This window comes from Caldibacillus sp. 210928-DFI.2.18, from assembly GCF_020554505.1.
GTDB classification, from domain to species: Bacteria; Bacillota; Bacilli; order Bacillales; family Caldibacillaceae; genus Caldifermentibacillus; species Caldifermentibacillus hisashii.
Genome location: NZ_JAJCHL010000001.1, coordinates 14196 through 35745 on the forward strand (window position 1 = coordinate 14196; position 21550 = coordinate 35745).

Consider the following 21550-nt stretch of genomic DNA (forward strand, 5'->3'; position numbering starts at 1 on the left):
GCTTGTTAGACTTATATCCAAGTTTCTTTGTTTACTTAACCTTAATTTTTCTGCCCAGTTAATTGTAATCTATTCAACCTTAAATTATTTTAATAGTATCCCCATATAGCAGATTAGGATGTACAATTAAGTAAGGTGTTTTTGAACTTCCTCTTTAATAGAAAAGTATTACAATTGATAAAAATAGTATTTTCATGTTAAAAAGCAAGTTGAAAATGTAATTTTTGTAAGGAGAAAATACGATTTTACAGCAAAACTTTCCTTTAAAAGCTGACGAATGAACGTTCGACAAAATACTTGGCAAGTTGAGTAAAAAAGTATATAGTATTAATAGGTTTCAAAACTAATAGCCTATTTAATAGAAGGGGGAAATTGCGTGAGTGATCGTCAACAAGCCTTAGAGCAGGCGTTAAAACAAATTGAAAAGCAATTTGGTAAAGGCTCTATTATGAAAATGGGGGAAAAAACAGATACCCAAGTTTCCACAGTTTCAAGCGGTTCTTTAGCATTAGATATCGCACTGGGTATAGGTGGATATCCAAGAGGACGAATTATCGAAATTTATGGTCCGGAAAGTTCAGGGAAAACAACCGTTGCCTTGCATGCTATTGCAGAGGTACAAAAGCAGGGCGGACAAGCAGCTTTCATCGATGCAGAACATGCGCTTGATCCGAAATATGCGCAAGCCTTAGGTGTAAATATTGATGAATTACTTCTTTCCCAGCCGGATACAGGTGAGCAGGCATTGGAAATTGCAGAGGCTCTTGTACGGAGCGGTGCAGTTGACATCATCGTCATTGATTCAGTTGCCGCCCTTGTTCCGAAGGCAGAAATTGAAGGGGAAATGGGGGATGCGCATGTTGGTTTACAAGCACGTCTTATGTCTCAAGCGTTACGGAAGCTATCCGGTGCCATCAACAAATCAAAATCCATTGCGATTTTCATTAACCAAATCCGTGAAAAAGTTGGAATTATGTTCGGCAATCCGGAAACAACCCCCGGTGGTCGTGCCTTAAAATTCTACAGTACCGTAAGACTTGAAGTTCGTAGAGCAGAGCAATTAAAACAAGGAAATGATATGGTCGGGAATAAAACAAAAATTAAAGTGGTAAAAAATAAAGTGGCACCACCATTTAAAACTGCCGAAGTTGATATTATGTACGGTGAAGGGATTTCGCTGGAAGGAGAAATTATTGATATCGGCGCTGACCTTGATATTATTCAAAAAAGCGGCTCTTGGTACTCCTATGAAGGAGAAAGGGTTGGACAAGGCAGAGAAAATGCAAAATTATTCCTAAAAGAAAATCCAAAAATTAAACTGGAAGTTTTGAACAAAATTCGTGAACATTATGGTCTGGATTTACTGCAAGAAAGCCCTGAAACAAAAGATGCTGTGGATCAAGAACAACTTCAATTAGAAGAATAAACTTTTGCGACTGCCTATATGATTACTGTATATTGGCAGTCTTTTTTATCGTTAAAACGTACAAACGGTCAATAAATCTTCCACTTGTTGCTTAAGGGAAATAAAGATGAACGAGGAGAAAGATAAGTGCAACTAACTATCTGTGGAGATCAAAAACTCCCCTGGTGGAAGTTTTACTTTATTCCATCCTTTTTTGGAATCGTTCTATTACTTGACAATGAAAATTCACACCTTTACAATGAAAATGTATATTTTACAATTTTTTTGTAGTTTTTGGCATAAAATTTGGCTTATTGCAATATTTTGCCTTTATGTTAGGTTCTTCATACCTGACGTTATTTATTAAAAACTTTTTGAAAATGTACATGCCGACATGTATGAAATTGTAAAGTTCATAGCAAGAGGAGGTGAAATGATGGACTTAGTGCAAATCATCATCTCCATTTTGCTTCTTATCGTCGGTGTTGTTGCTGGTTATTTCATTCGAAAATCCATTGCTGAACAGAAGATTGCAGGAGCAAAAGATGCTGCAGAAAAAATATTAGCTGATGCAAATCGAGATGCAGATTCTTTGAAAAAAGAAGCCCTGTTAGAAGCAAAGGATGAAATTCACAAACTTCGTACAGAAACTGAACGTGAACTTCGCGAACGAAGGAACGAATTGCAAAAACAAGAAAATCGGTTATTGCAAAAGGAAGAGAATCTAGATCGAAAAGATGAAACATTAGACAAGCGTGAAATGATATTGGAAAAAAAGGAGGATTCTCTAAATCAAAGACAACAGCATATTGAACAGATGGAAAGCAAAGTGGAAGAGATGGTTCGAAAACAACAGGAAGAACTTGAACGAATTTCCAAATTAACGTTGGATCAAGCAAAATCCATCATACTAGAACGAGTTGAAAAAGAGCTTTCCCACGATATTGCCAAGATGGTAAAAAATGCAGAAAATCGTGCGAAAGAAGAAGCGGATAAGAAAGCGAAAAGTATTCTCTCACTGGCTATTCAACGATGTGCTGCTGATCATGTCGCTGAAACAACCGTATCTGTTGTCAATTTACCAAATGATGAAATGAAAGGACGGATTATCGGACGTGAAGGTCGTAATATCCGTACGCTTGAAACATTAACTGGTATTGATTTAATTATTGATGACACACCTGAAGCAGTAATCTTATCCGGTTTTGATCCAATTCGAAGGGAAACGGCGCGACTTGCATTGGAAAAATTAGTTCAAGACGGAAGGATTCATCCGGCCAGAATTGAAGAAATGGTCGATAAATCCAGACGTGAAGTGGACGAATATATCCGTGAAGTTGGAGAACAAACGACTTTCGAAGTTGGTGTTCATGGATTACATCCGGACTTAATTAAGATACTCGGACGACTGAAATACAGAACCAGCTATGGTCAAAATGTATTAAATCACTCAATTGAGGTTGCTCAATTAGCAGGAATATTGGCTTCTGAATTAGGAGAAGATGTAACGCTGGCAAAAAGAGCCGGACTTCTACATGATATTGGTAAAGCTGTCGATCATGAAGTAGAAGGAAGTCACGTTGAAATCGGCGTTGAACTTGCCACCAAGTATAAAGAACATCCTGTCGTAATCAATAGCATTGCATCTCACCATGGTGATACAGAACCTACTTCGGTTATATCCGTTTTAGTAGCTGCCGCTGATGCATTATCGGCTGCAAGACCTGGGGCCAGAAGTGAGACTTTAGAAAGCTATATTCGTCGTCTGGAAAAACTTGAAGAAATTTCCGAATCCTATGATGGTGTAGAGAAATCATATGCCATTCAAGCAGGAAGAGAAGTCCGGATTATTGTAAAACCGGAAATGATTGATGATTTAGAAGCACATCGATTAGCTAGAGATATACGGAAAAAAATCGAAAATGAACTCGACTATCCTGGTCATATTAAAGTTACTGTTATTCGGGAAACCCGGGCAGTCGAATATGCCAAATAAAACGGAGGGGACATTCCTTGGTGGTGTTTCTTCCTTCTTGAAATCACCTTTAAAAAATGGTTTTCAAGAAAGGGAGATAATCGACACGTATCCATGGTTTGTCCCTTTCCTTTATTCTTCGTATCAATTATAATATGGCAAAATAAAAATAAATGAAACACTTTTTATAAAAGAAAGGAAACAATATGAAAATTCTTTTTATTGGTGATGTGGTGGGAGAACCAGGTCGAAAAACAGTAGCAGAATATTTACCTAAGTTAAAAGTAAAGTATCATCCGACATTTACTATTGTAAATGGAGAAAATGCCGCTGCCGGAAAAGGGATTACGGAAAAAATATATCGGCAATTTCTTGAATTGGGTGTACAAATAATTACAATGGGAAATCATACTTGGGATAATAAAGACATTTTTGAGTTTATTGATCATGCGAAGTATCTTATAAGACCGGCAAATTTCCCCGAAAACAATCCGGGGAAAGGGATCGTTTATGTGAAAATTAATTCATTTGAATTGGCCGTCATAAATTTGCAAGGCAGGACATTTTTACCGCCAATTGATTGTCCTTTCCAAAAAGCAGAACAATTAGTAAATGAAGCAAAAAAGCGAACCCCCTATATTTTTGTCGATTTCCATGCAGAAGCTACCAGTGAAAAGCAGGCAATGGGTTGGTTTTTGGATGGTCGTGTCAGTGCTGTTGTGGGCACGCATACCCACGTTCAAACAGCAGATAACCGTGTTTTGCCGGGGGGTACAGCCTTTATAACAGATGTGGGCATGACAGGTATTTATGATAGTATACTTGGTGTAAATAAGGAAACGGTGTTAAGAAAATTTTTAACAAATTTACCGTCAAGGTTTGACGTTCCGAAACATGGCCGGACGCAACTTTGTGGTGTTGTTGTTGAAATCAATGACAAAACGGGATTGGCAGAAAATATTGAACGGATGATTTTAAATGATGATCAGCGGTTATTTAATTAGATGAAAGTATGATAAAGAAAAATTATTTAAAAATCAGTTTCAGCTTGGAATAAGGGTTCGACTCCTTGAATATAGTAGCAATGGAATGGTTTTACACTTGCAGGTCAGTCCACGAAAAAAATAAACCAGAGAGATTCAAGGAGGAACAAAGTATGGAAATATTAAAAGTTTCAGCAAAATCGAGCCCGAATTCAGTAGCCGGTGCACTTGCAGGAGTTCTACGGGAAAGGGGCGGTGCAGAAATCCAAGCTATTGGTGCAGGTGCGTTAAATCAAGCGGTAAAAGCGGTAGCCATTGCCAGAGGTTTTGTTGCCCCGAGCGGAGTTGATTTGATTTGTATTCCAGCTTTTACCGATATTCAAATTGATGGGGAGGAACGAACAGCAATTAAGTTGATTGTAGAACCTCGATAGAGCAGTTTAAAACCATTTTCAACTTGTATCGTGATGATACTTTCATCATTTTGAAATTTATAAAAGGTCCTTTTACAAAAGTCTGGTTGTTTAACGCAATCAGACTATTTTTGTCTAATGTTTCAATTTCTACTTTTCTTACGCATAAGTGTACAAGGAAAGCTTCGCGGGAATACATCGCAGCAGAAAAAATTTTATATTTTTTCGGTGAACCCACGGCTCGAACGCACGAGTTTTCTTTAGTTTATCTCACCTTATCCGAGTTTTGATTATTTTATGGAACTTCCATGTCTTCATATAACCACCCATTACATACTATATCTTATTGTTAATTGCTTTATAAACGTTTATAATGATAAATTGAATAGAGATGTGTTTTAACAGATGTGGCAAGAATATGATTTGTTTTTATGGTCTTGAAAGGAGTTTAATTATGAACGAACAACAACGGTTACAAAGTCAACAAGTGAAACAAGCTTCTCCAACGGACAAAAAATCCGCTGCCGGAGAAAAAGATTATAGTAAATATTTTCAAACTGTCTATATGCCACCTTCCTTAAAGGATGCAAGGAAACGGACAAAAGGAAATGTAGGTTATTTTAAAGATTTTGATGTGCCGGAACCATTAAAAGGAATGGGGGAAGGTCGAAAATTTTATATCCGTACGTATGGTTGTCAAATGAATGAACATGATACCGAAGTAATGGCCGGAATTTTCATGGAATTAGGCTATGAACCGACCGATACAACCGAGGATGCCGATGTCATTTTACTCAATACTTGCGCGATTCGGGAAAATGCCGAAAATAAAGTGTTTGGCGAACTGGGTCATTTAAAATCATTAAAACAAGAAAAACCGGACCTACTTCTCGGGGTTTGCGGGTGTATGGCACAAGAAGAATCAGTCGTCAACAGGATTTTGCAAAAACATCAACATGTCGATATGATTTTCGGTACCCACAATATCCATCGTTTGCCGCAGATTTTACATGAGGCTTATATGGCTAAAGAAATGGTTGTTGAAGTTTGGTCAAAAGAAGGCGATATTATTGAAAGTCTTCCAAAGGCACGGAAAGGTAACATTAAAGCTTGGGTTAACATTATGTACGGCTGTGATAAATTCTGTACATATTGTATTGTTCCATACACACGCGGGAAAGAAAGAAGCCGCCGTCCGGAAGATATTATCGAAGAAGTTCGCCATTTAGCTGCCCAAGGGTATAAAGAAATTACTTTACTTGGCCAAAACGTGAACGCATATGGAAAAGATTTTGAAGATATCGATTATCGCTTCGGTGATTTAATGGATGATCTGCGGAAAATTGATATACCGCGAATTCGCTTCACAACCAGCCATCCGCGTGATTTCGATGATCATTTAATTGAAGTATTGGCAAAACGCGGCAATCTTGTTGAACATATTCATCTTCCGGTTCAATCCGGTTCCAGTTCCATGCTGAAAATTATGGGACGGAAATATACCCGGGAATCTTATTTGGAATTGGTGCGCAAAATTAAAGCGGCCATACCGGATGTTGCCTTGACAACGGATATTATTGTCGGTTTCCCGAATGAGACGGATGAACAATTTGAAGAAACGTTATCCTTGTACCGTGAAGTGGGATTTGATTCAGCTTTCACTTTCATTTACTCACCTCGGGAAGGAACACCTGCGGCAAAAATGAAGGACAATGTCCCGATGGAAGTGAAGAAAGAACGGTTACAACGATTAAATGATTTAGTTAACGAAATTTCTGCACAAAAAATGAAAGCAATGGAAGGGCAAACCGTCGAAGTACTTGTTGAAGGTGAATCGAAAAACAATCCGGAAGTACTCAGCGGTTACACGCGAAGAAACAAACTGGTCAATTTTGTCGGACCAAAATCGGCCATCGGTCAAATTGTAAAAGTAAAAATTACGGAAGCAAAAACATGGACATTAAACGGGGAAATGGTGGTTGAAGAAAAAATCGAGGTGAGCTAAAACAATGGGGAAATATACAAAGACGGAAATCATTGATAAAGCAAGGGAACTGGCTAAAATGATCGCCGAGACAGAAGAAGTGAATTTTTTTAAGCGGGCGGAAGCAAAGATTAATGAAAATCAAAAGGTTAGGGAAAAAATTAACAGCATAAAAAGTTTACAAAAACAAGCAGTTAACTTCCAAAACTATGGAAAAATCAAAGCTTTGAAACAAGTCGAAGAAAAAATAGAAGCGCTGGAAAAGGAAATTGATGAAATTCCGATTGTGCAGGAATTTAAAGAGTCACAATATGAAGTAAATGAACTTTTACAAATGGTTTCAAATACAATTGCCAATACAGTTACAAATGAAATTATTCTGTCGACTGACGGTGACTTGTTGCAAGGTAAAACAGGCGCACAAGTCCGGAGTGAAAAAGCAGTCATGTCACAAGACTTATCATAAAAAGGATATTTCCATCCTGTTAAACACATAAACGATTAAGGGTCTATCTTAAAGAGGTAGGCCTTTTTTAGGAGACATATTATGGGAATTTTATTGATTATTGTTATCGTTTTACCGGTTTTTTTCCTTTGGTATATGTGGAAAGTCGCTCATGAAAACCATATGATTGAACACAAGTTATCTTTTCCTTCGTTCCCCGCTTCCTTTGGCGAAATTAACATTTTTTTCATATCTGATATCCATCGACGTCTTATCAGTGAAAAAATCATTGATCAAGTTAAGGGGAAAGCTGATCTTGTCATCATTGGCGGTGATCTAACAGAAAAAGGAGTTCCCTATACAAGAACGGAAGAAAACTTACGGCGACTAAATGAAATAGCCCCCATCTACTTTATTTGGGGAAATAATGACTATGAGAAGAACCGAACAAAACTGATGGAAATCTTCCATAAAAATTTTGTCACTGTTTTAGAAAATGATTATCGAGTGCTTCAATCAGATAAAGGGGAAAAATTATATATCATTGGGATCGGTGAAATAAAATATCAGGACATTTGTTTGGAGAGTGTTTTAGAACCTGTAGACAAGGAATCGTTTAAAATTGTTATTTGCCATAATCCGGAAATTTGGAATGATGTAAAAAAAGAACATCGTATTTCTTTGTTGTTAAGCGGTCATACCCATGGAGGACAAATCCGTTTATTTGGGCTTGGTCTATATCCAAAGGGGAAATTGTATCAAGGACAAGAAACAACCTTATTAATAAGTAACGGATATGGGACGACGCAATTACCGTTACGATTGGGAGCAAGGCCTGAAACCCATTTAATAAAAATAACCGGAAATAAGGAAAACGAAGATCACCCGTAACAGTGTAAACTCAATCTTCCGTTAATCATTTTATCTGCTTCGTATCGACTGCCGGTAGACAATTGCCAACCTCTCTTCCTTTAGTCATTTTCCTTGAAAACGAACTTCCAAGAAAATTTACGCACACTGGTTTTTTGTCCCGCATAGGATGAAGTGATAAAACTTGAGGAGGTTACGCTCGCATGGGAAATACAAGAGAGATTATTACAAAAGCGGTCGTTGCGAAAGGGCGAAAAAATACCACTTCCAATCATACAATCCGACCAAACCATGCTCCGTCCAGTATCCTTGGTGCATGGATTATCAACCATGCATATAAAGCGGAGAAAGTCGGAAAAACTGTGGAAGTAAGTGGACATTATGATATTAACTGCTGGTATTCCTGCAATGATAATACGAAAACGGATGTTGCAACTGATCGGGTCGAATACAAAGATGTCATCAAATTAAAATATAAAGATGACAAAACCATTGCCGATAAAGAAGTCAATGTACAAGTACTTCAACAACCGAATTGTGTCGAAGCAGTCATTTCACCGAATGGGAATAAACTGGTTGTTACGGTCGAACGCGAATTTTTAGTCGAATTGATTGGTGAAACGAAAGTAGTTGTCCGATTAAGTGATGAAGATTTTGAAGATGACGATTGGGATCTCGATATTGACGATGAGGAGTTTGAAGAATTAAACCCGGATTTTCTTGTAGATGGGGAAGAGGAATAACGAAAATTTATTGATAATACTATTTGGTTCTGTCTGACACTCACTTCCAACACGGTACAATGGTAATAAACCTTAAAATGATATCATGTGGGGTCAGACTCCTTTTGTTTTACATGAAGCATGTATAAATTTCCAGCAAAGAAGAGAATTTGCTTGGTACGGGAAAATAAAAGAATGAAGGAAAAGTGCACAAGGAAAGCAACGAAGCGTTTTATCGGAATCGAAAAACTAGGGTATTTTTTCGTTGAACTGTGCTCTTCTCTCACCTAAAGCTCGGACCCCCGAGTTTTCTTTATTTATGAATAAAAATAAAAGGAAATAACTTTGGATTCGTTTTAATGTCTAGCTTCGATCGCTCTGCGTTTTTCTTTATTCGGGAAAATTTTTTTGGAAAAATTTATTACCTAGTACTAACATTTAGTAATATGTTGAGGTATAATATACATATTCGATTTAATTTAAATAGAAAGTGTGATTAAAAATGGTGGAAAACAAGTCAATTACATTGGAAAGTTTAATTGCGCCTACAAAATATAATATTATTGATGAAATTGAAAAACATAACTCGAGTAAAATTGCTTTGAAATTTATTAGTCAAAATGGCGATCGGAAAGAAATTTCTTATGAAGAGTTCATTGCACGGGGCAACAAACTTGCAAATGCCTTAAAAAAATTAGGCTTAAAAAAGGGCGACCGTGTTTTTATCATGGTCCCGCGGATGATTGAGACCTATATTATTTATTTTGCTTGTTGGAAGGCCGGTCTTGTTATCATCCCGGGTTCTGAGTTACTTCGGGCGCAAGATATTCTTTTTCGGCTGAATAATGGGAAAGTGAAAGCAATCATTTCTTATTTTTCATTTTGTGAAGAAATCGACAAAATAACAAATGAAGCGACCAATTTACAATATAAAATTACTTTTTCAGAGTCAGTACCCGGTTGGAAGCAAATGGAAGAACTTGCTGAAAATGAATCAGAAATTTTTAAAAAGGTAGAAACTTCAAGGGATGACTATGCATTAATTACGTATACTTCCGGAACAACCGGACAACCAAAAGGAGTTGTTCACGTACATGGTTGGGCATATGCACATTTACGGATTGCCGCGACACAATGGCTCGATATTCATGAAGGGGATATTGTTTGGGCGACTGCAGGCCCCGGTTGGCAAAAGTGGGTGTGGAGTCCTTTCCTTTCTGTACTTGGCATGGGGGCGACCGGGCTGGTATATTTAGGCAGGTTTAATCCGGAAACCTATTTAAAAATACTGGATCAAGAAAAAGTGAATGTTCTCTGCTGTACGCCAACAGAATATCGACTAATGGCAAAAGTCCATGATTTATCGAAATATCATTTATCCCATTTACAAAGTGCCGTTTCAGCCGGAGAAGCATTAAATCGGGAAGTCATCGATATCTTCCAAAATCAATTTAATATCATGGTTCGTGATGGCTATGGTCAAACAGAAAGTACGCTTGTCATCGGAACCGTAAAAGGAATGGAAATCAGACCGGGATCAATGGGTAAACCGATTATGCCGGAATTTGTGGAGATTGTTGATGAAGATGGGAAGCCGGTAAAAGTAGGTGAAAAAGGGAATATTGCCTTACGAAAAGATTTCCCGGCACTTTTTGTCAAATACTACGAAGATCTCGAAAGAACTGAAAAAGCTTTTAAAGGGAATTATTTTGTAACCGGAGATCTTGCCTATAAAGATGAGGATAATTATTATTGGTTTGTCGGAAGAAGCGATGATATGATCATTAGTTCCGGATATACAATTGGACCTTTTGAAGTGGAAGATGCGTTAATGAAACATCAATTTGTAAAAGAATGTGCGGTTGTTGCCCATCCCGATCCGATTCGGGGAAATGTGGTGAAAGCTTTTGTTGTTCTTAAAGACGGAATTGAAGCCGGTAAACATTTAGTTAGAGAACTTCAAGATCATGTTAAACAACTTACTGCACCTTACAAATACCCAAGATTAGTTGAATTTGTTCAATCTTTACCAAAAACAGATTCAGGAAAAATCCGTCGTGTTGAATTGAGAAGCCAAAATTCATAATAACGAAAAATAGGACTCCTCACATATAACTTGGATGTTTCAGTGGTTAAAAAAAGACCTTCAATACATTTTGAAGGTCTTTTAAAATTTATAAAAAAATGAAGGGAAAGGAACATGAATTTTTTCGAATGATAACTCCATAATGATATGTTATAATTATTATTTGAGAATGAAACGGAAAAGGTGTGGGCAAAAATGAAACAATATACGCCTATGATCCAACAATATTTGAGCATAAAGGCAGAATACCAAGATGCCTTTTTATTTTTTCGTTTAGGCGATTTTTATGAATTATTTTTTGAAGATGCTGTCAAAGCAAGTCAAGAACTGGAAATTACGTTAACTGCCAGAGATGGCGGAGTTGAGGAAAAAATACCGATGTGTGGCGTACCCTATCACTCTGCTTCCGGATATATTGAAACTCTGGTAAATCGTGGCTATAAAGTAGCGATATGTGAACAAATGGAAGACCCGAAACGAGCAAAGGGAATGGTTAAGAGAGAAGTTATTCAGTTAATTACTCCCGGTACATTGATGGATGGGACTAGCCTTCACGATAAAGATAATAATTATATCGCATCCATTACCCTGTTTAACGATGGTACTTTTGGATTATCCTTTTGTGATTTATCAACGGGGGAAAGCCGGGTAACATTGATACAAGAAGAATTCGAGGAAGTCATGAATGAACTGTCCACGTTCAGAACAAAAGAGGTTGTTGTTTCACCGGATTTTTCCGAGGAATTGCAAAGTCAAATGAAAGAACGTTTCCCTATCGCCATCTCCTTTGAAGAAAGTATCGACATTCCGGCGGTATTTTCGGATAAGTTGGTCAAAATTACGCAAGAAAAATTACGAATGACCATTGCTCGTCTCTTTAATTATTTATATCGCACCCAGAAACGAAATTTAGATCATATTCAACCGGTCGAGTTTTATCAAGTCAATCAATATATGAAAATTGATTATTATTCGAAGCGAAATTTAGAATTAACCGAAACGATCCGGTCAAAAGGAAAAAAAGGGTCCCTTCTTTGGTTGCTTGATGAAACGATGACGGCGATGGGTGGAAGGTTGTTAAAACAATGGATTGACCGCCCGCTTTTATCGATTGATGCGATTGAACAACGGTTAAATAGTGTGGACACGCTGAAAAATCATTATATGGAACGACAAGAATTACGTGAAAAATTGAAGCAAGTCTATGATATTGAAAGACTTGCCGGCCGTGTCGCATTCGGAAATGTCAATGCCCGCGATCTAGTCAGTTTAAAGACAACACTATGGCAAATTCCGGAAATTATACATATTTTACAATCTATTTCAGATCCGGAAATGCAAAGAAGGGCGAAAAACCTTGACCCATGTACTGAACTGGCTGACATGATTGACCGGGCAATTATTGAAACTCCTCCATTATCGGTAAAGGAAGGGGGAATCATTCGAGATGGTTATAATGACCGCTTGGATTCTTATCGCTATGCCAGTCGCAACGGAAAAGTATGGATCAGTGAAATGGAAAAGAATGAACGGGAAAAGACAGGAATTAAGTCGTTAAAAATCGGTTATAACCGGGTTTTTGGGTATTATATTGAAGTGACAAAGGCTAATCTCCACCTTCTTCCAAAAGATGGATCCTATGAACGAAAACAAACCTTGGCCAATGCCGAACGATTTATTACACCGGAATTAAAGGAAAAAGAAAGTATTATTCTGGAAGCAGAAGAAAAAAGTGTTGACCTCGAATATGAGTTGTTTATTGAAATTCGTGAACAAGTAAAGGAATATATTCCAAGATTGCAAGAGTTGGCGAAACAAGTAAGTGAGCTTGATTGCTTACAATGTTTTGCCACCGTCAGCGAGGAAAGAATGTACACAAAACCTGTTTTTCGAAAAGACAGAAAACTAATTATTAAAGAAGGTAGGCATCCTGTCGTTGAAAAGGTCATGAATCTCCAATCTTATGTACCGAATGATTGCTTTATGGATGGAGACAGAGAAATGTTATTGATTACCGGCCCAAATATGTCAGGGAAAAGTACATATATGCGGCAAATTGCTTTAACCGCCATACTTGCACAAATCGGCTGCTTTGTCCCGGCTCAAGAGGCGGAATTGCCGATTTTTGATCAAATTTTTACTCGGATTGGTGCGGCAGATGATTTAATTAGTGGCCAAAGTACATTCATGGTGGAAATGTTGGAAGCGAAAAATGCGATCAGTGGTGCAACGGAAAACAGTTTAATTTTATTTGACGAAATTGGGCGGGGAACATCAACCTATGATGGTATGGCTCTTGCTCAGGCTATGATCGAATATATACATGATAAAATCGGTGCGAAAACACTTTTTTCGACCCATTATCATGAATTAACTGTTTTGGAACAATCATTAAAGAAATTGAAAAATGTTCATGTTCGTGCAGTAGAAAAAGACGGTCATGTTGTTTTCCTCCATAAAATTAAAGAAGGACCTGCTGACAAAAGCTATGGTATCCATGTCGCAAAATTGGCAGACTTACCACCGGAGTTGATTACACGTGCGGAAGAAATTTTGCAGCAATTAGAAAATCAAGATGGAAAACCAAAATTTGCCGAAGAGTCACACTTGCCAGATCAAATGACAGATAATGAAGAAGCTAAACAAGACATTCAAATGAATTCGGAACAAATATTTGAATCAACTACTACGGATGCGGAGCAATTATCATTCTTTCAAGAAGAACCAAAATCACCGGCTTCAACAAGATTAACAAATAAAGAGAAGAAAGTGGTTGATGAGTTAAAATCGTTGAACTTGTTAGAAATGACTCCGCTTGATACGATGAATGCATTATATAGGTTACAAAAAAAGCTGAATAAAAATTGAACGATTATGTTGGATGGTGAGAAAAAATGGGCAAGATTATCCAATTAGATGAAGTACTTTCCAATAAAATAGCAGCAGGTGAAGTGGTTGAACGTCCAGCATCAGTTGTAAAAGAACTTGTTGAAAATGCTATTGATGCGGGTAGTACGATGATAGAAGTGGAAGTGGAAGAAGCGGGATTGAAAAAGATCCGGGTGATTGACAATGGATCAGGGATTGAACCGGAAGACGTACCCCTTGCTTTTGAAAGACATGCAACCAGTAAAATAAAAGATGAAAAAGATTTGTTCCGTATCAAGTCGCTCGGATTTCGCGGTGAGGCTTTACCAAGTATTGCTTCGGTGGCAAAAGTTGAACTGGTGACAAGCACCGGCAATGGACCCGGAAGTCGTTTCGTTGTAGAGGGAGGGACGAAGCTTCTGTTTGAACCCGCTCCGAGCCGTAAAGGAACAGATTTTACAGTAACAGATTTATTTTTTAATACACCAGCCCGTTTGAAATATATGAAAACCATCCATACCGAGTTAGGAAATATTACAGATGTTATGAACCGATTGGCACTTAGTCATCCTGAAGTTGCAATGAAACTCATTCATAACGGTAGAACGCTTCTGCAGACAACCGGAAATGGAGATTCCCGGCAAGTTCTCGCCGGGATCTATGGCTTAAATATTGTCAAAAAAATGATTCCCATTCACGGTGAATCACTCGATTTTCAAGTCGATGGTTATATCACATTGCCGGAAGTAACCAGAGCATCACGAAACTATATTTCAATCATGGTTAACGGTCGGTTTATTAAAAATTATCCAATTGCTAATGCGGTTATTGCTGGATATCACACCTTGCTTCCCATTGGACGCTTTCCCATCGTTTACTTGAACATTACGATGGATCCCATCTTAGTTGATGTGAATGTTCATCCTGCGAAACTAGAAGTACGTTTAAGTAAGGAAAAAGAATTGTCAGAATTAATTACGGAAACCATTAAACAGAGCTTCAAAAAAGAGACACTGATCCCTGCCGGTCAAGCGCCAAAACAAGAAAAATTAAAATCGGAACAAATTTCACTTTCTTTAGATCATTTACCTGAGAACTTGGGACAACAAGATGAACCGTTTGATCAGAAACGAGAGAAAGTCGCAAGGTCCAATATTGACAATGGACACTCCACATTAACAAAAGAAGAAAGAACAGTAGCCGGCTTATTTTTGCAATCGCTGAAAGAACATGAATCGGTTAACGAAATAAAAGAGAGTGAAGAATCGTTTCACCAAACGAATCATAATCAAGAGGAAAATTTTGACAAAGTAACCGAAAATTCAATTGGGGAAAATTTGAACGGTATTGATCTTGATGAAGCAACGAATGAGAAAAAAGCTCATGATGATCATGAACCATTCGATAATAACCCGGATTTTACCAAACAACCGGTAAGTAGAATTCCGGTCTTATATCCAATCGGGCAAATGCATGGCACATATATTTTTGCTGAAAATGAAAAAGGATTATACATCATCGACCAGCATGCAGCCCAAGAGCGGATAAAATATGAGTATTTTAAAGAAAAAATTGGGGAAGTTTCAAATGATTTGCAAGAGCTGCTTATCCCGCTGACACTCCAGTTTTCTAACGACGAATATATTAAGTTGGAAGAAAATCTGGAAGAACTTAAAAAAGTCGGCTTATTTCTCGAACCTTTTGGAACGAATACATTTATCATCAGGAATCACCCACAATGGTTTCCTCACGGTGAAGAAGAAGAAACCATTCAAGAAATCATTGAACAAGTGTTGACAATGAAAAAAGTTGATATTAAAAAATTGCGTGAAGAAACAGCTATTATGATGAGCTGCAAAGGTTCGATTAAAGCAAATCACCGGCTGCGTCATGATGAAATTCAGCAATTACTGGATACATTGCGGATGACAAGTGATCCATTTACATGCCCGCATGGACGACCGATTATTATTCATTTTTCAACATATGAAATGGAAAAAATGTTCAAAAGGGTCATGTAAGAAAGTTTGAAGACAGGATGGACTTTTGCTCTAACCGGATCTGGCTAATAAATGCAGTTAAAATTTAGCGGAAACATTTCTACCCTTACACTAACTTTCTATAGTATATATTTTTAAAAAAATTTTCGAATTTCCATCATGAATCGACAAAATGAGGTATATCTTTCCTGTTTCGGGACATAATAGTTTGATGTTTAACATATTTATTTTATTGTGGTAAACTAAAAATGACAGGAAATGATTTCAAATAAATGTGTTGAAAGTAGTGGGATTTTTGTGAACAAGGAGAAGTTGCTGTGTATTATCGGACCTACCGCAGTGGGAAAAACCAAATTAAGTATTGATTTGGCAAAACAATTTCATGGTGAAATTATTAGTGGAGATTCAATGCAAATTTATCGCGGACTTGATATTGGGACAGCCAAAATCTCCAAAGAGGAAATGAAAGGAATCCCACATCATCTAATCGATATTAAAAATCCGGATGAATCTTTTTCTGTATATGATTTTCAACAACTTGTCCGAAAAAAAATTTCTGCTATTACCGACCGAAATCATTTACCGATGATTGTCGGAGGGACAGGGCTTTATATTCAAGCTGTTATTTATGATTATCAATTTTCTAATCAAGGAAAAAACAACAAAATACGTAGCCTTTTAGAAGAAAGAGTGAAATTAGAAGGGATTGAACGTTTGTATCAATACCTTTCAAAAGTCGATCCGGAGACTGCCCGGCAAATTCATCCTAATAACGAGCGCCGTGTTATCCGGGCTTTAGAAGTATATTTTTCGACCGGACAAACGATGGCGGAATTAAAAGCAAAACAACAATATACATTATTATATGATGTTGCGATTGTTGGTTTAACAATGAATCGTGACATTTTATATAAAAGAATAAATGAACGAGTCGACCAAATGATCGAAAATGGGCTAATCAACGAGGCAAAAGCTTTATATGATCAAGGGTTCAAAAATGTTCAGGCGACACAAGCGATTGGCTATAAAGAATTGTTCGCTTACTTTGACGGAAAAATTACCCTTGAAGAAGCGGTAGACCAATTAAAACAAAATACGAGACATTTTGCCAAAAGACAATTGACATGGTTTCGGAATAAGATGGATGTCGAGTGGTTTGATATCACGAATCTGAAAGAATATGAAAAAAATTTACAAAAAATTTCTGATTTCGTTGCAGGAAAGCTTCACCTTAGAGCGAATATATAAATTAGGAGAATAATGAGGAGGACAAAGAATGAAACAACCGATCAATATTCAAGACCAATTTTTAAATCAAATACGGAAAGAGAATATTTTAGTTACCGTATTCCTAACAAACGGTTTCCAAATCCGCGGTCTCGTCCGAGGGTTTGATAATTTTACTGTTTTATTTGAAACCGATGGCAAACAACAACTCGTTTTTAAACATGCAATATCAACTTTTGCCCCGTCACGAAATGTGCAAATTGATTTAGAGTAGGGGAAAGTAATAATACAAAAGAGGTATGGTTTTCATAAATCATACCTCTTTTTCTATTTGTAGGCTATAAGTATAATCGAGGACGTATTACTTTTAAGGAAAATATGATACTCGAGTCATGACTTGTATTATTTATGAATAAATATAGTAAAAGATATTTTAAGACCTTTAAAAGCCTTATGGGAAGAGAAGCAAGGTTTCCATGAACCATATTTCGTTTTATACAAATCTTTGTGCATGATATGATCACATCAGCTGTTTTTACGTGATGAAAGCAAATTTGGAAATAATATTCATTATTTCTTGGGAAAGCGCAAGATTTGACAAAGGGAAAGTGGGATTTTGTCATTAAACATAAATTATTGTCAAAACATAAAGAAAAGTGAAGCAGGAAATACATTTTTTCGACAAATAGGCGAATGTCACCTTTTTTTCATCTGGGCGTATACTGTTTTACATACAAGAGAGGTGAACACATTGGATCAACCAATACGGATGAAAAATAATGGTCAAATAAGTATTACTTTAAACCGAAAAGCAAGAGTTGAACCGGTTACTGAACCAAAAGAGCAGACTGGTGATCATGAAATATTAAGAGAAATTGAAGAACAGTTAAATTCCTTAGTTGGTCTAAATGATGTAAAACACGTAATTAAAGAAATATATGCCTGGATTATTGTGAATAAAAAGCGGGAGGAAAAAGGATTAAAAGCTGGGAAACAGGTCCTCCATATGATGTTTAAAGGAAATCCGGGAACAGGAAAAACAACGGTTGCCCGACTGATCGGGAAACTTTTTCAAAAGGTTGGTGTTTTATCAAAGGGACATTTGATTGAATGTGAAAGAGCCGATTTAGTTGGTGAATATATCGGACATACTGCACAAAAAACTCGTGATTTGATTAAAAAAGCTATGGGCGGCATCCTCTTTATAGACGAAGCATACTCTCTAGGCCGTGGCGGTGAAAAGGATTTTGGGAAAGAGGCCATTGATACTTTGGTAAAACATATGGAAGATAAACAACATGATTTTGTACTTATATTAGCCGGTTACTCACGCGAGATGGATCATTTTCTCGCCTTAAATCCTGGTCTTGAATCACGCTTCCCGATTATCATTGAATTTCCTGATTATACGGTTGAACAGCTAATGGATATCGGAAAAATGATGATGAAAGAAAAAGAATATATATTAAGTCATGAAGCTGAAAAAAAATTACGAGAGCACTTATCATTTGTGAAATCATCGTTTATTCGAAATCGCTTTTCAAATGGACGTTATGTAAGAAATATTATTGAAAAGTCGATTCGTGCCCAAGCAATGAGATTATTAATTAATAATCAATTTGACCGGAGTGAATTAATGACGATTCGCAGCCAAGATCTTATTTTTCCGGATGAACATTGAACTGAAAAATAGATAAATCTTTTGCCCCAGCATGTTGGGGTTTTTTTTATAATGAACTAAATTTTTTTTTACGAACCGAATTTGCAGTCAAATTTATTTTGTGTAAATATAGTAATGGATAAATGAGGCTCCGCAGGTTCAACTTGCGGATAAGAAAAATAATGATTGATTATAAAAGAAATTAGGTGGTTTTGTGGAAAACGCAAGAGAAAAAGTTATTGTCGTTGGCTGTCAACTCCCGGAAATGGATGATTTCCGTTTTGAAAATTCAATGGAAGAACTTGTCTCGTTGACGGATACAGCTAATGGTGAAGTGATCCTTCGTGTGACACAAAAAAGAGACAAGCCAGATTCTTCTACTTATCTGGGGAAGGGAAAGGTGGAGGAATTACGGAATCTTATTGAAGAACTTGAAGTAGATGTTGTCATTTTTAATAGTGAATTGACACCGAGCCAGTTACGAAATTTATCAAACCAATTGCAAACGAAAATCATCGACCGGACGCAATTAATTTTGGATATATTTGCGAGAAGAGCGAAGTCAAGAGAAGGGAAACTACAGGTGGAGCTCGCTCAACTGGAGTATTTATTGCCCAGATTAGTTGGACAAGGAACCGAGTTATCCCGTCTTGGTGGTGGAATTGGAACAAGAGGACCGGGTGAAACAAAACTGGAAACTGATCGAAGACATATTCGTAACCGGATTAATGAAATTAAAAATCAGCTTTCTGTTATTGTGGAACATCGGAAACGTTATCGCTCGAATAGAAAGAAAAAAAATACATACCAAATTGCCTTAATCGGGTACACGAATGCCGGGAAGTCAACTTTGTTTAACCGATTGACAGATGCCGCATCCTACGAAGAAAATAAACTATTCGCCACCCTTGATCCACTGACACGAAAATTAGTGCTACCCAGCGGATTTACTGTTTTATTAAGCGATACAGTCGGTTTTATTGAAGATTTACCAACAACACTGGTTGCAGCATTTCGTTCCACATTGGAAGAAGTTGCAGAAGCCGATCTGTTGCTTCATGTCATCGATGCTTCCAATCCGGATTACGATCAACATGAAAAAACCGTGAATAAAATATTAAAAGAATTACATGCTGAGAAAATTCCCCAACTAGTTTTATATAATAAAATGGATCGGGTCCACAATGATTTTGTTCCAACAGCGGACGGCAAGGTGTTACAAATCAGTGCCTTAAACCTTGCTGATCGTGAGCGACTAAAGCGTAAAATTGAAGAGATGATGATAGAAGAAATGGTCCAATATGAAGTCAACTTGCCCTCGACATCCGGAAAATTATTAGCCCGGCTGAAAGAGGAAACCATTTTACGGGAGCTCAAATTTTTGGAAAGTGACGAAACCTATCAATGTAAAGGCTATATTTTTGCCCACTCCCCTCTATATGGGGAAATCAAGAAACAAAATGACGGAGATGGAGAATAACATGGAAAATGTACTAACCAACAATGCAAAACTTCAATCAATTATTAATGAGGTGGAAATGAAAATTCGACCCATACATGATCAAATTGATAAAATTGTCGAAAACAATCAATATCGTGTATTGAAAAGTTTCCAAAAAAATGAAGTCAGTGATTCACATTTTATTCCTTCAACGGGATACGGCTATGATGATATTGGTAGAGATACGTTAGAAAAAGTATATGCCGATTGTTTTGGTACCGAGGCTGCATTGGTCAGGCCACAAATTATTTCCGGTACCCACGCCATTTCTACATGCTTATTCGGAGTTCTAAGGCCGGGAGATGAACTTCTTTATATTACCGGCAATCCTTATGATACTTTGGAGGAAATCGTTGGAATACGCGGGTCAGAAAATGGAAATTTAAAAGAATTTGGCATTGGTTATCAAACCGTTCCGCTTACACAGGAGGGGAGACCTGATTTTAAAAACATTGCTGAACGTATTCATCCGAAAACAAAAATGATTGGGATTCAACGTTCAAAAGGTTATGCCGACCGACCATCATTTACTGTAAATGAAATAAAAGAAATGATTGATTTTGTTAGAGAGATTAAAAAAGATGTAGTTATTTTTGTAGATAATTGTTATGGAGAATTTGTTGAAGAATTGGAGCCAACTCATGTCGGTGCCGATTTAATGGCCGGTTCGTTAATAAAAAATCCAGGAGGCGGCATTGTAAAAACGGGAGGCTATATTGTCGGGAAAAGAGAGTGGGTAAATAAATGTGCTTATCGATTAACGGCTCCCGGACTGGGTGGTGAAGCTGGTGCCTCCCTATATAGCTTACTTGAAATGTATCAAGGTTTTTTCCTAGCACCCCATATTGTTGGTCAAGCATTAAAAGGTGCCGTATTTACTGCAGCGATGTTGGAACGTATCGGATTGAATACAAATCCATCTTGGGATGCAAAAAGGACCGACCTCATTCAATCTGTTCAATTTAATGATAAGGATAGAATGATCGCTTTCTGTCAAGCAATTCAGTATGCTTCTCCTGTTAATTCAAAATTTACACCTTATCCAAGTTATATGCCGGGGTATGAAGATGATGTGATTATGGCCGCAGGTACCTTTATTCAAGGTGCAAGTATTGAATTATCTGCAGACGGCCCAATACGCCCTCCGTATATTGCTTATGTTCAGGGGGGATTAACTTATGAACATGTCAAAATTGCTATTTGTCTTGCCGTCAATAGGTTAATTGAAAAACAGTTAATCACCATTGAATAAACATGAAAAAACACCCCAGCCATCTTTTGATTAGAACCCAAAAAGTTCTTTCGAAATGGTCGATATGTACAAACAATGGTCGGTTTAAGTTTTTAAAAAATTAGCTCTTTGTCGGTGAACCATTTTTTATTTCTACATCCATCATTTAAGTCGTAAATA

16 protein-coding genes are annotated in these 21550 nt (G+C 37.2%); all 16 read left to right on the top strand.

What is annotated here, in order from left to right:
* Window positions 1–376 precede the first annotated feature (376 nt).
* Window positions 377–1426 (top strand): recombinase RecA, encoded by a 1050-nt coding sequence (gene recA / locus LIZ98_RS00075; protein WP_034769943.1) that lies wholly within the window; start codon window positions 377–379, stop codon window positions 1424–1426.
* A 415-nt stretch (window positions 1427–1841) separates the two neighbouring features.
* On the top strand, window positions 1842–3401 hold the full coding sequence (rny, locus tag LIZ98_RS00080; RefSeq protein ID WP_034769944.1) for a ribonuclease Y: 1560 nt from the start codon (window positions 1842–1844) through the stop codon (window positions 3399–3401).
* A 185-nt stretch (window positions 3402–3586) separates the two neighbouring features.
* Window positions 3587–4384 carry a TIGR00282 family metallophosphoesterase gene (locus LIZ98_RS00085; RefSeq protein ID WP_041845212.1) on the top strand — a complete coding sequence of 266 codons (798 nt, stop codon included), beginning with the start codon at window positions 3587–3589 and terminating at the stop codon, window positions 4382–4384.
* A 152-nt stretch (window positions 4385–4536) separates the two neighbouring features.
* Window positions 4537–4797: a stage V sporulation protein SpoVS gene (spoVS, locus tag LIZ98_RS00090; RefSeq protein ID WP_033829016.1), complete on the top strand. Its 261-nt coding sequence runs from the start codon at window positions 4537–4539 to the stop codon at window positions 4795–4797.
* Window positions 4798–5230: 433 nt separating this feature from the next.
* Entirely contained in the window at window positions 5231–6781 is a 1551-nt protein-coding gene (gene miaB / locus LIZ98_RS00095) for a tRNA (N6-isopentenyl adenosine(37)-C2)-methylthiotransferase MiaB (protein ID WP_034769948.1), read from the top strand.
* Window positions 6782–6785: 4 nt separating this feature from the next.
* A complete protein-coding gene (locus LIZ98_RS00100) occupies window positions 6786–7226 on the top strand; it encodes a YlbF/YmcA family competence regulator (RefSeq protein ID WP_034769950.1) in 441 nt (146 codons plus the stop codon).
* Between the two features lie 81 nt (window positions 7227–7307).
* Window positions 7308–8096, top strand: coding sequence for a metallophosphoesterase (locus tag LIZ98_RS00105; protein ID WP_227138668.1), 789 nt, complete (start codon window positions 7308–7310; stop codon window positions 8094–8096).
* A 182-nt stretch (window positions 8097–8278) separates the two neighbouring features.
* Window positions 8279–8818, top strand: a complete 540-nt coding sequence (gene cotE / locus LIZ98_RS00110; RefSeq protein ID WP_034769951.1) for an outer spore coat protein CotE — start codon at window positions 8279–8281, stop codon at window positions 8816–8818.
* Window positions 8819–9317: 499 nt separating this feature from the next.
* Complete coding sequence (mbcS, locus tag LIZ98_RS00115) at window positions 9318–10883, top strand: acyl-CoA synthetase MbcS (RefSeq protein WP_227138681.1); 1566 nt, start codon at window positions 9318–9320, stop codon at window positions 10881–10883.
* Between the two features lie 195 nt (window positions 10884–11078).
* A complete protein-coding gene (mutS, locus tag LIZ98_RS00120) occupies window positions 11079–13751 on the top strand; it encodes a DNA mismatch repair protein MutS (protein ID WP_227138666.1) in 2673 nt (890 codons plus the stop codon).
* Window positions 13752–13777: 26 nt separating this feature from the next.
* Window positions 13778–15772, top strand: a complete 1995-nt coding sequence (mutL, locus tag LIZ98_RS00125; RefSeq protein WP_227138664.1) for a DNA mismatch repair endonuclease MutL — start codon at window positions 13778–13780, stop codon at window positions 15770–15772.
* A gap of 276 nt (window positions 15773–16048) precedes the next feature.
* The gene (miaA, locus tag LIZ98_RS00130; protein WP_034769974.1) at window positions 16049–16999 is read left to right on the top strand and encodes a tRNA (adenosine(37)-N6)-dimethylallyltransferase MiaA; all 951 of its coding nucleotides are present in this window, start codon (window positions 16049–16051) and stop codon (window positions 16997–16999) included.
* A 28-nt stretch (window positions 17000–17027) separates the two neighbouring features.
* On the top strand, window positions 17028–17252 hold the full coding sequence (hfq, locus tag LIZ98_RS00135) for an RNA chaperone Hfq (protein WP_034769975.1): 225 nt from the start codon (window positions 17028–17030) through the stop codon (window positions 17250–17252).
* Window positions 17253–17729: 477 nt separating this feature from the next.
* The gene (gene spoVK, locus LIZ98_RS00140) at window positions 17730–18659 is read left to right on the top strand and encodes a stage V sporulation protein K (protein WP_034769978.1); all 930 of its coding nucleotides are present in this window, start codon (window positions 17730–17732) and stop codon (window positions 18657–18659) included.
* A 193-nt stretch (window positions 18660–18852) separates the two neighbouring features.
* Complete coding sequence (gene hflX / locus LIZ98_RS00145; RefSeq protein WP_227138662.1) at window positions 18853–20118, top strand: GTPase HflX; 1266 nt, start codon at window positions 18853–18855, stop codon at window positions 20116–20118.
* A 1-nt stretch (window position 20119) separates the two neighbouring features.
* Window positions 20120–21391 carry a methionine gamma-lyase family protein gene (locus tag LIZ98_RS00150; protein WP_041845207.1) on the top strand — a complete coding sequence of 424 codons (1272 nt, stop codon included), beginning with the start codon at window positions 20120–20122 and terminating at the stop codon, window positions 21389–21391.
* Window positions 21392–21550 lie beyond the last annotated feature (159 nt).

Excerpts from the sequence above, each read along its gene's own strand:
- rny (WP_034769944.1), top strand. The coding sequence starts at position 1,842 with ATGGACTTAGTGCAAATCATCATCTCCATTTTGCTTCTTATCGTCGGT.
- LIZ98_RS00085 (WP_041845212.1), top strand. The coding sequence starts at position 3,587 with ATGAAAATTCTTTTTATTGGTGATGTGGTGGGAGAACCAGGTCGAAAA.
- spoVS (WP_033829016.1), top strand. The coding sequence starts at position 4,537 with ATGGAAATATTAAAAGTTTCAGCAAAATCGAGCCCGAATTCAGTAGCC.
- miaB (WP_034769948.1), top strand. The coding sequence starts at position 5,231 with ATGAACGAACAACAACGGTTACAAAGTCAACAAGTGAAACAAGCTTCT.
- LIZ98_RS00100 (WP_034769950.1), top strand. The coding sequence starts at position 6,786 with ATGGGGAAATATACAAAGACGGAAATCATTGATAAAGCAAGGGAACTG.
- LIZ98_RS00105 (WP_227138668.1), top strand. The coding sequence starts at position 7,308 with ATGGGAATTTTATTGATTATTGTTATCGTTTTACCGGTTTTTTTCCTT.
- cotE (WP_034769951.1), top strand. The coding sequence starts at position 8,279 with ATGGGAAATACAAGAGAGATTATTACAAAAGCGGTCGTTGCGAAAGGG.
- mutS (WP_227138666.1), top strand. The coding sequence starts at position 11,079 with ATGAAACAATATACGCCTATGATCCAACAATATTTGAGCATAAAGGCA.
- mutL (WP_227138664.1), top strand. The coding sequence starts at position 13,778 with ATGGGCAAGATTATCCAATTAGATGAAGTACTTTCCAATAAAATAGCA.
- hfq (WP_034769975.1), top strand. The coding sequence starts at position 17,028 with ATGAAACAACCGATCAATATTCAAGACCAATTTTTAAATCAAATACGG.
- LIZ98_RS00150 (WP_041845207.1), top strand. The coding sequence starts at position 20,120 with ATGGAAAATGTACTAACCAACAATGCAAAACTTCAATCAATTATTAAT.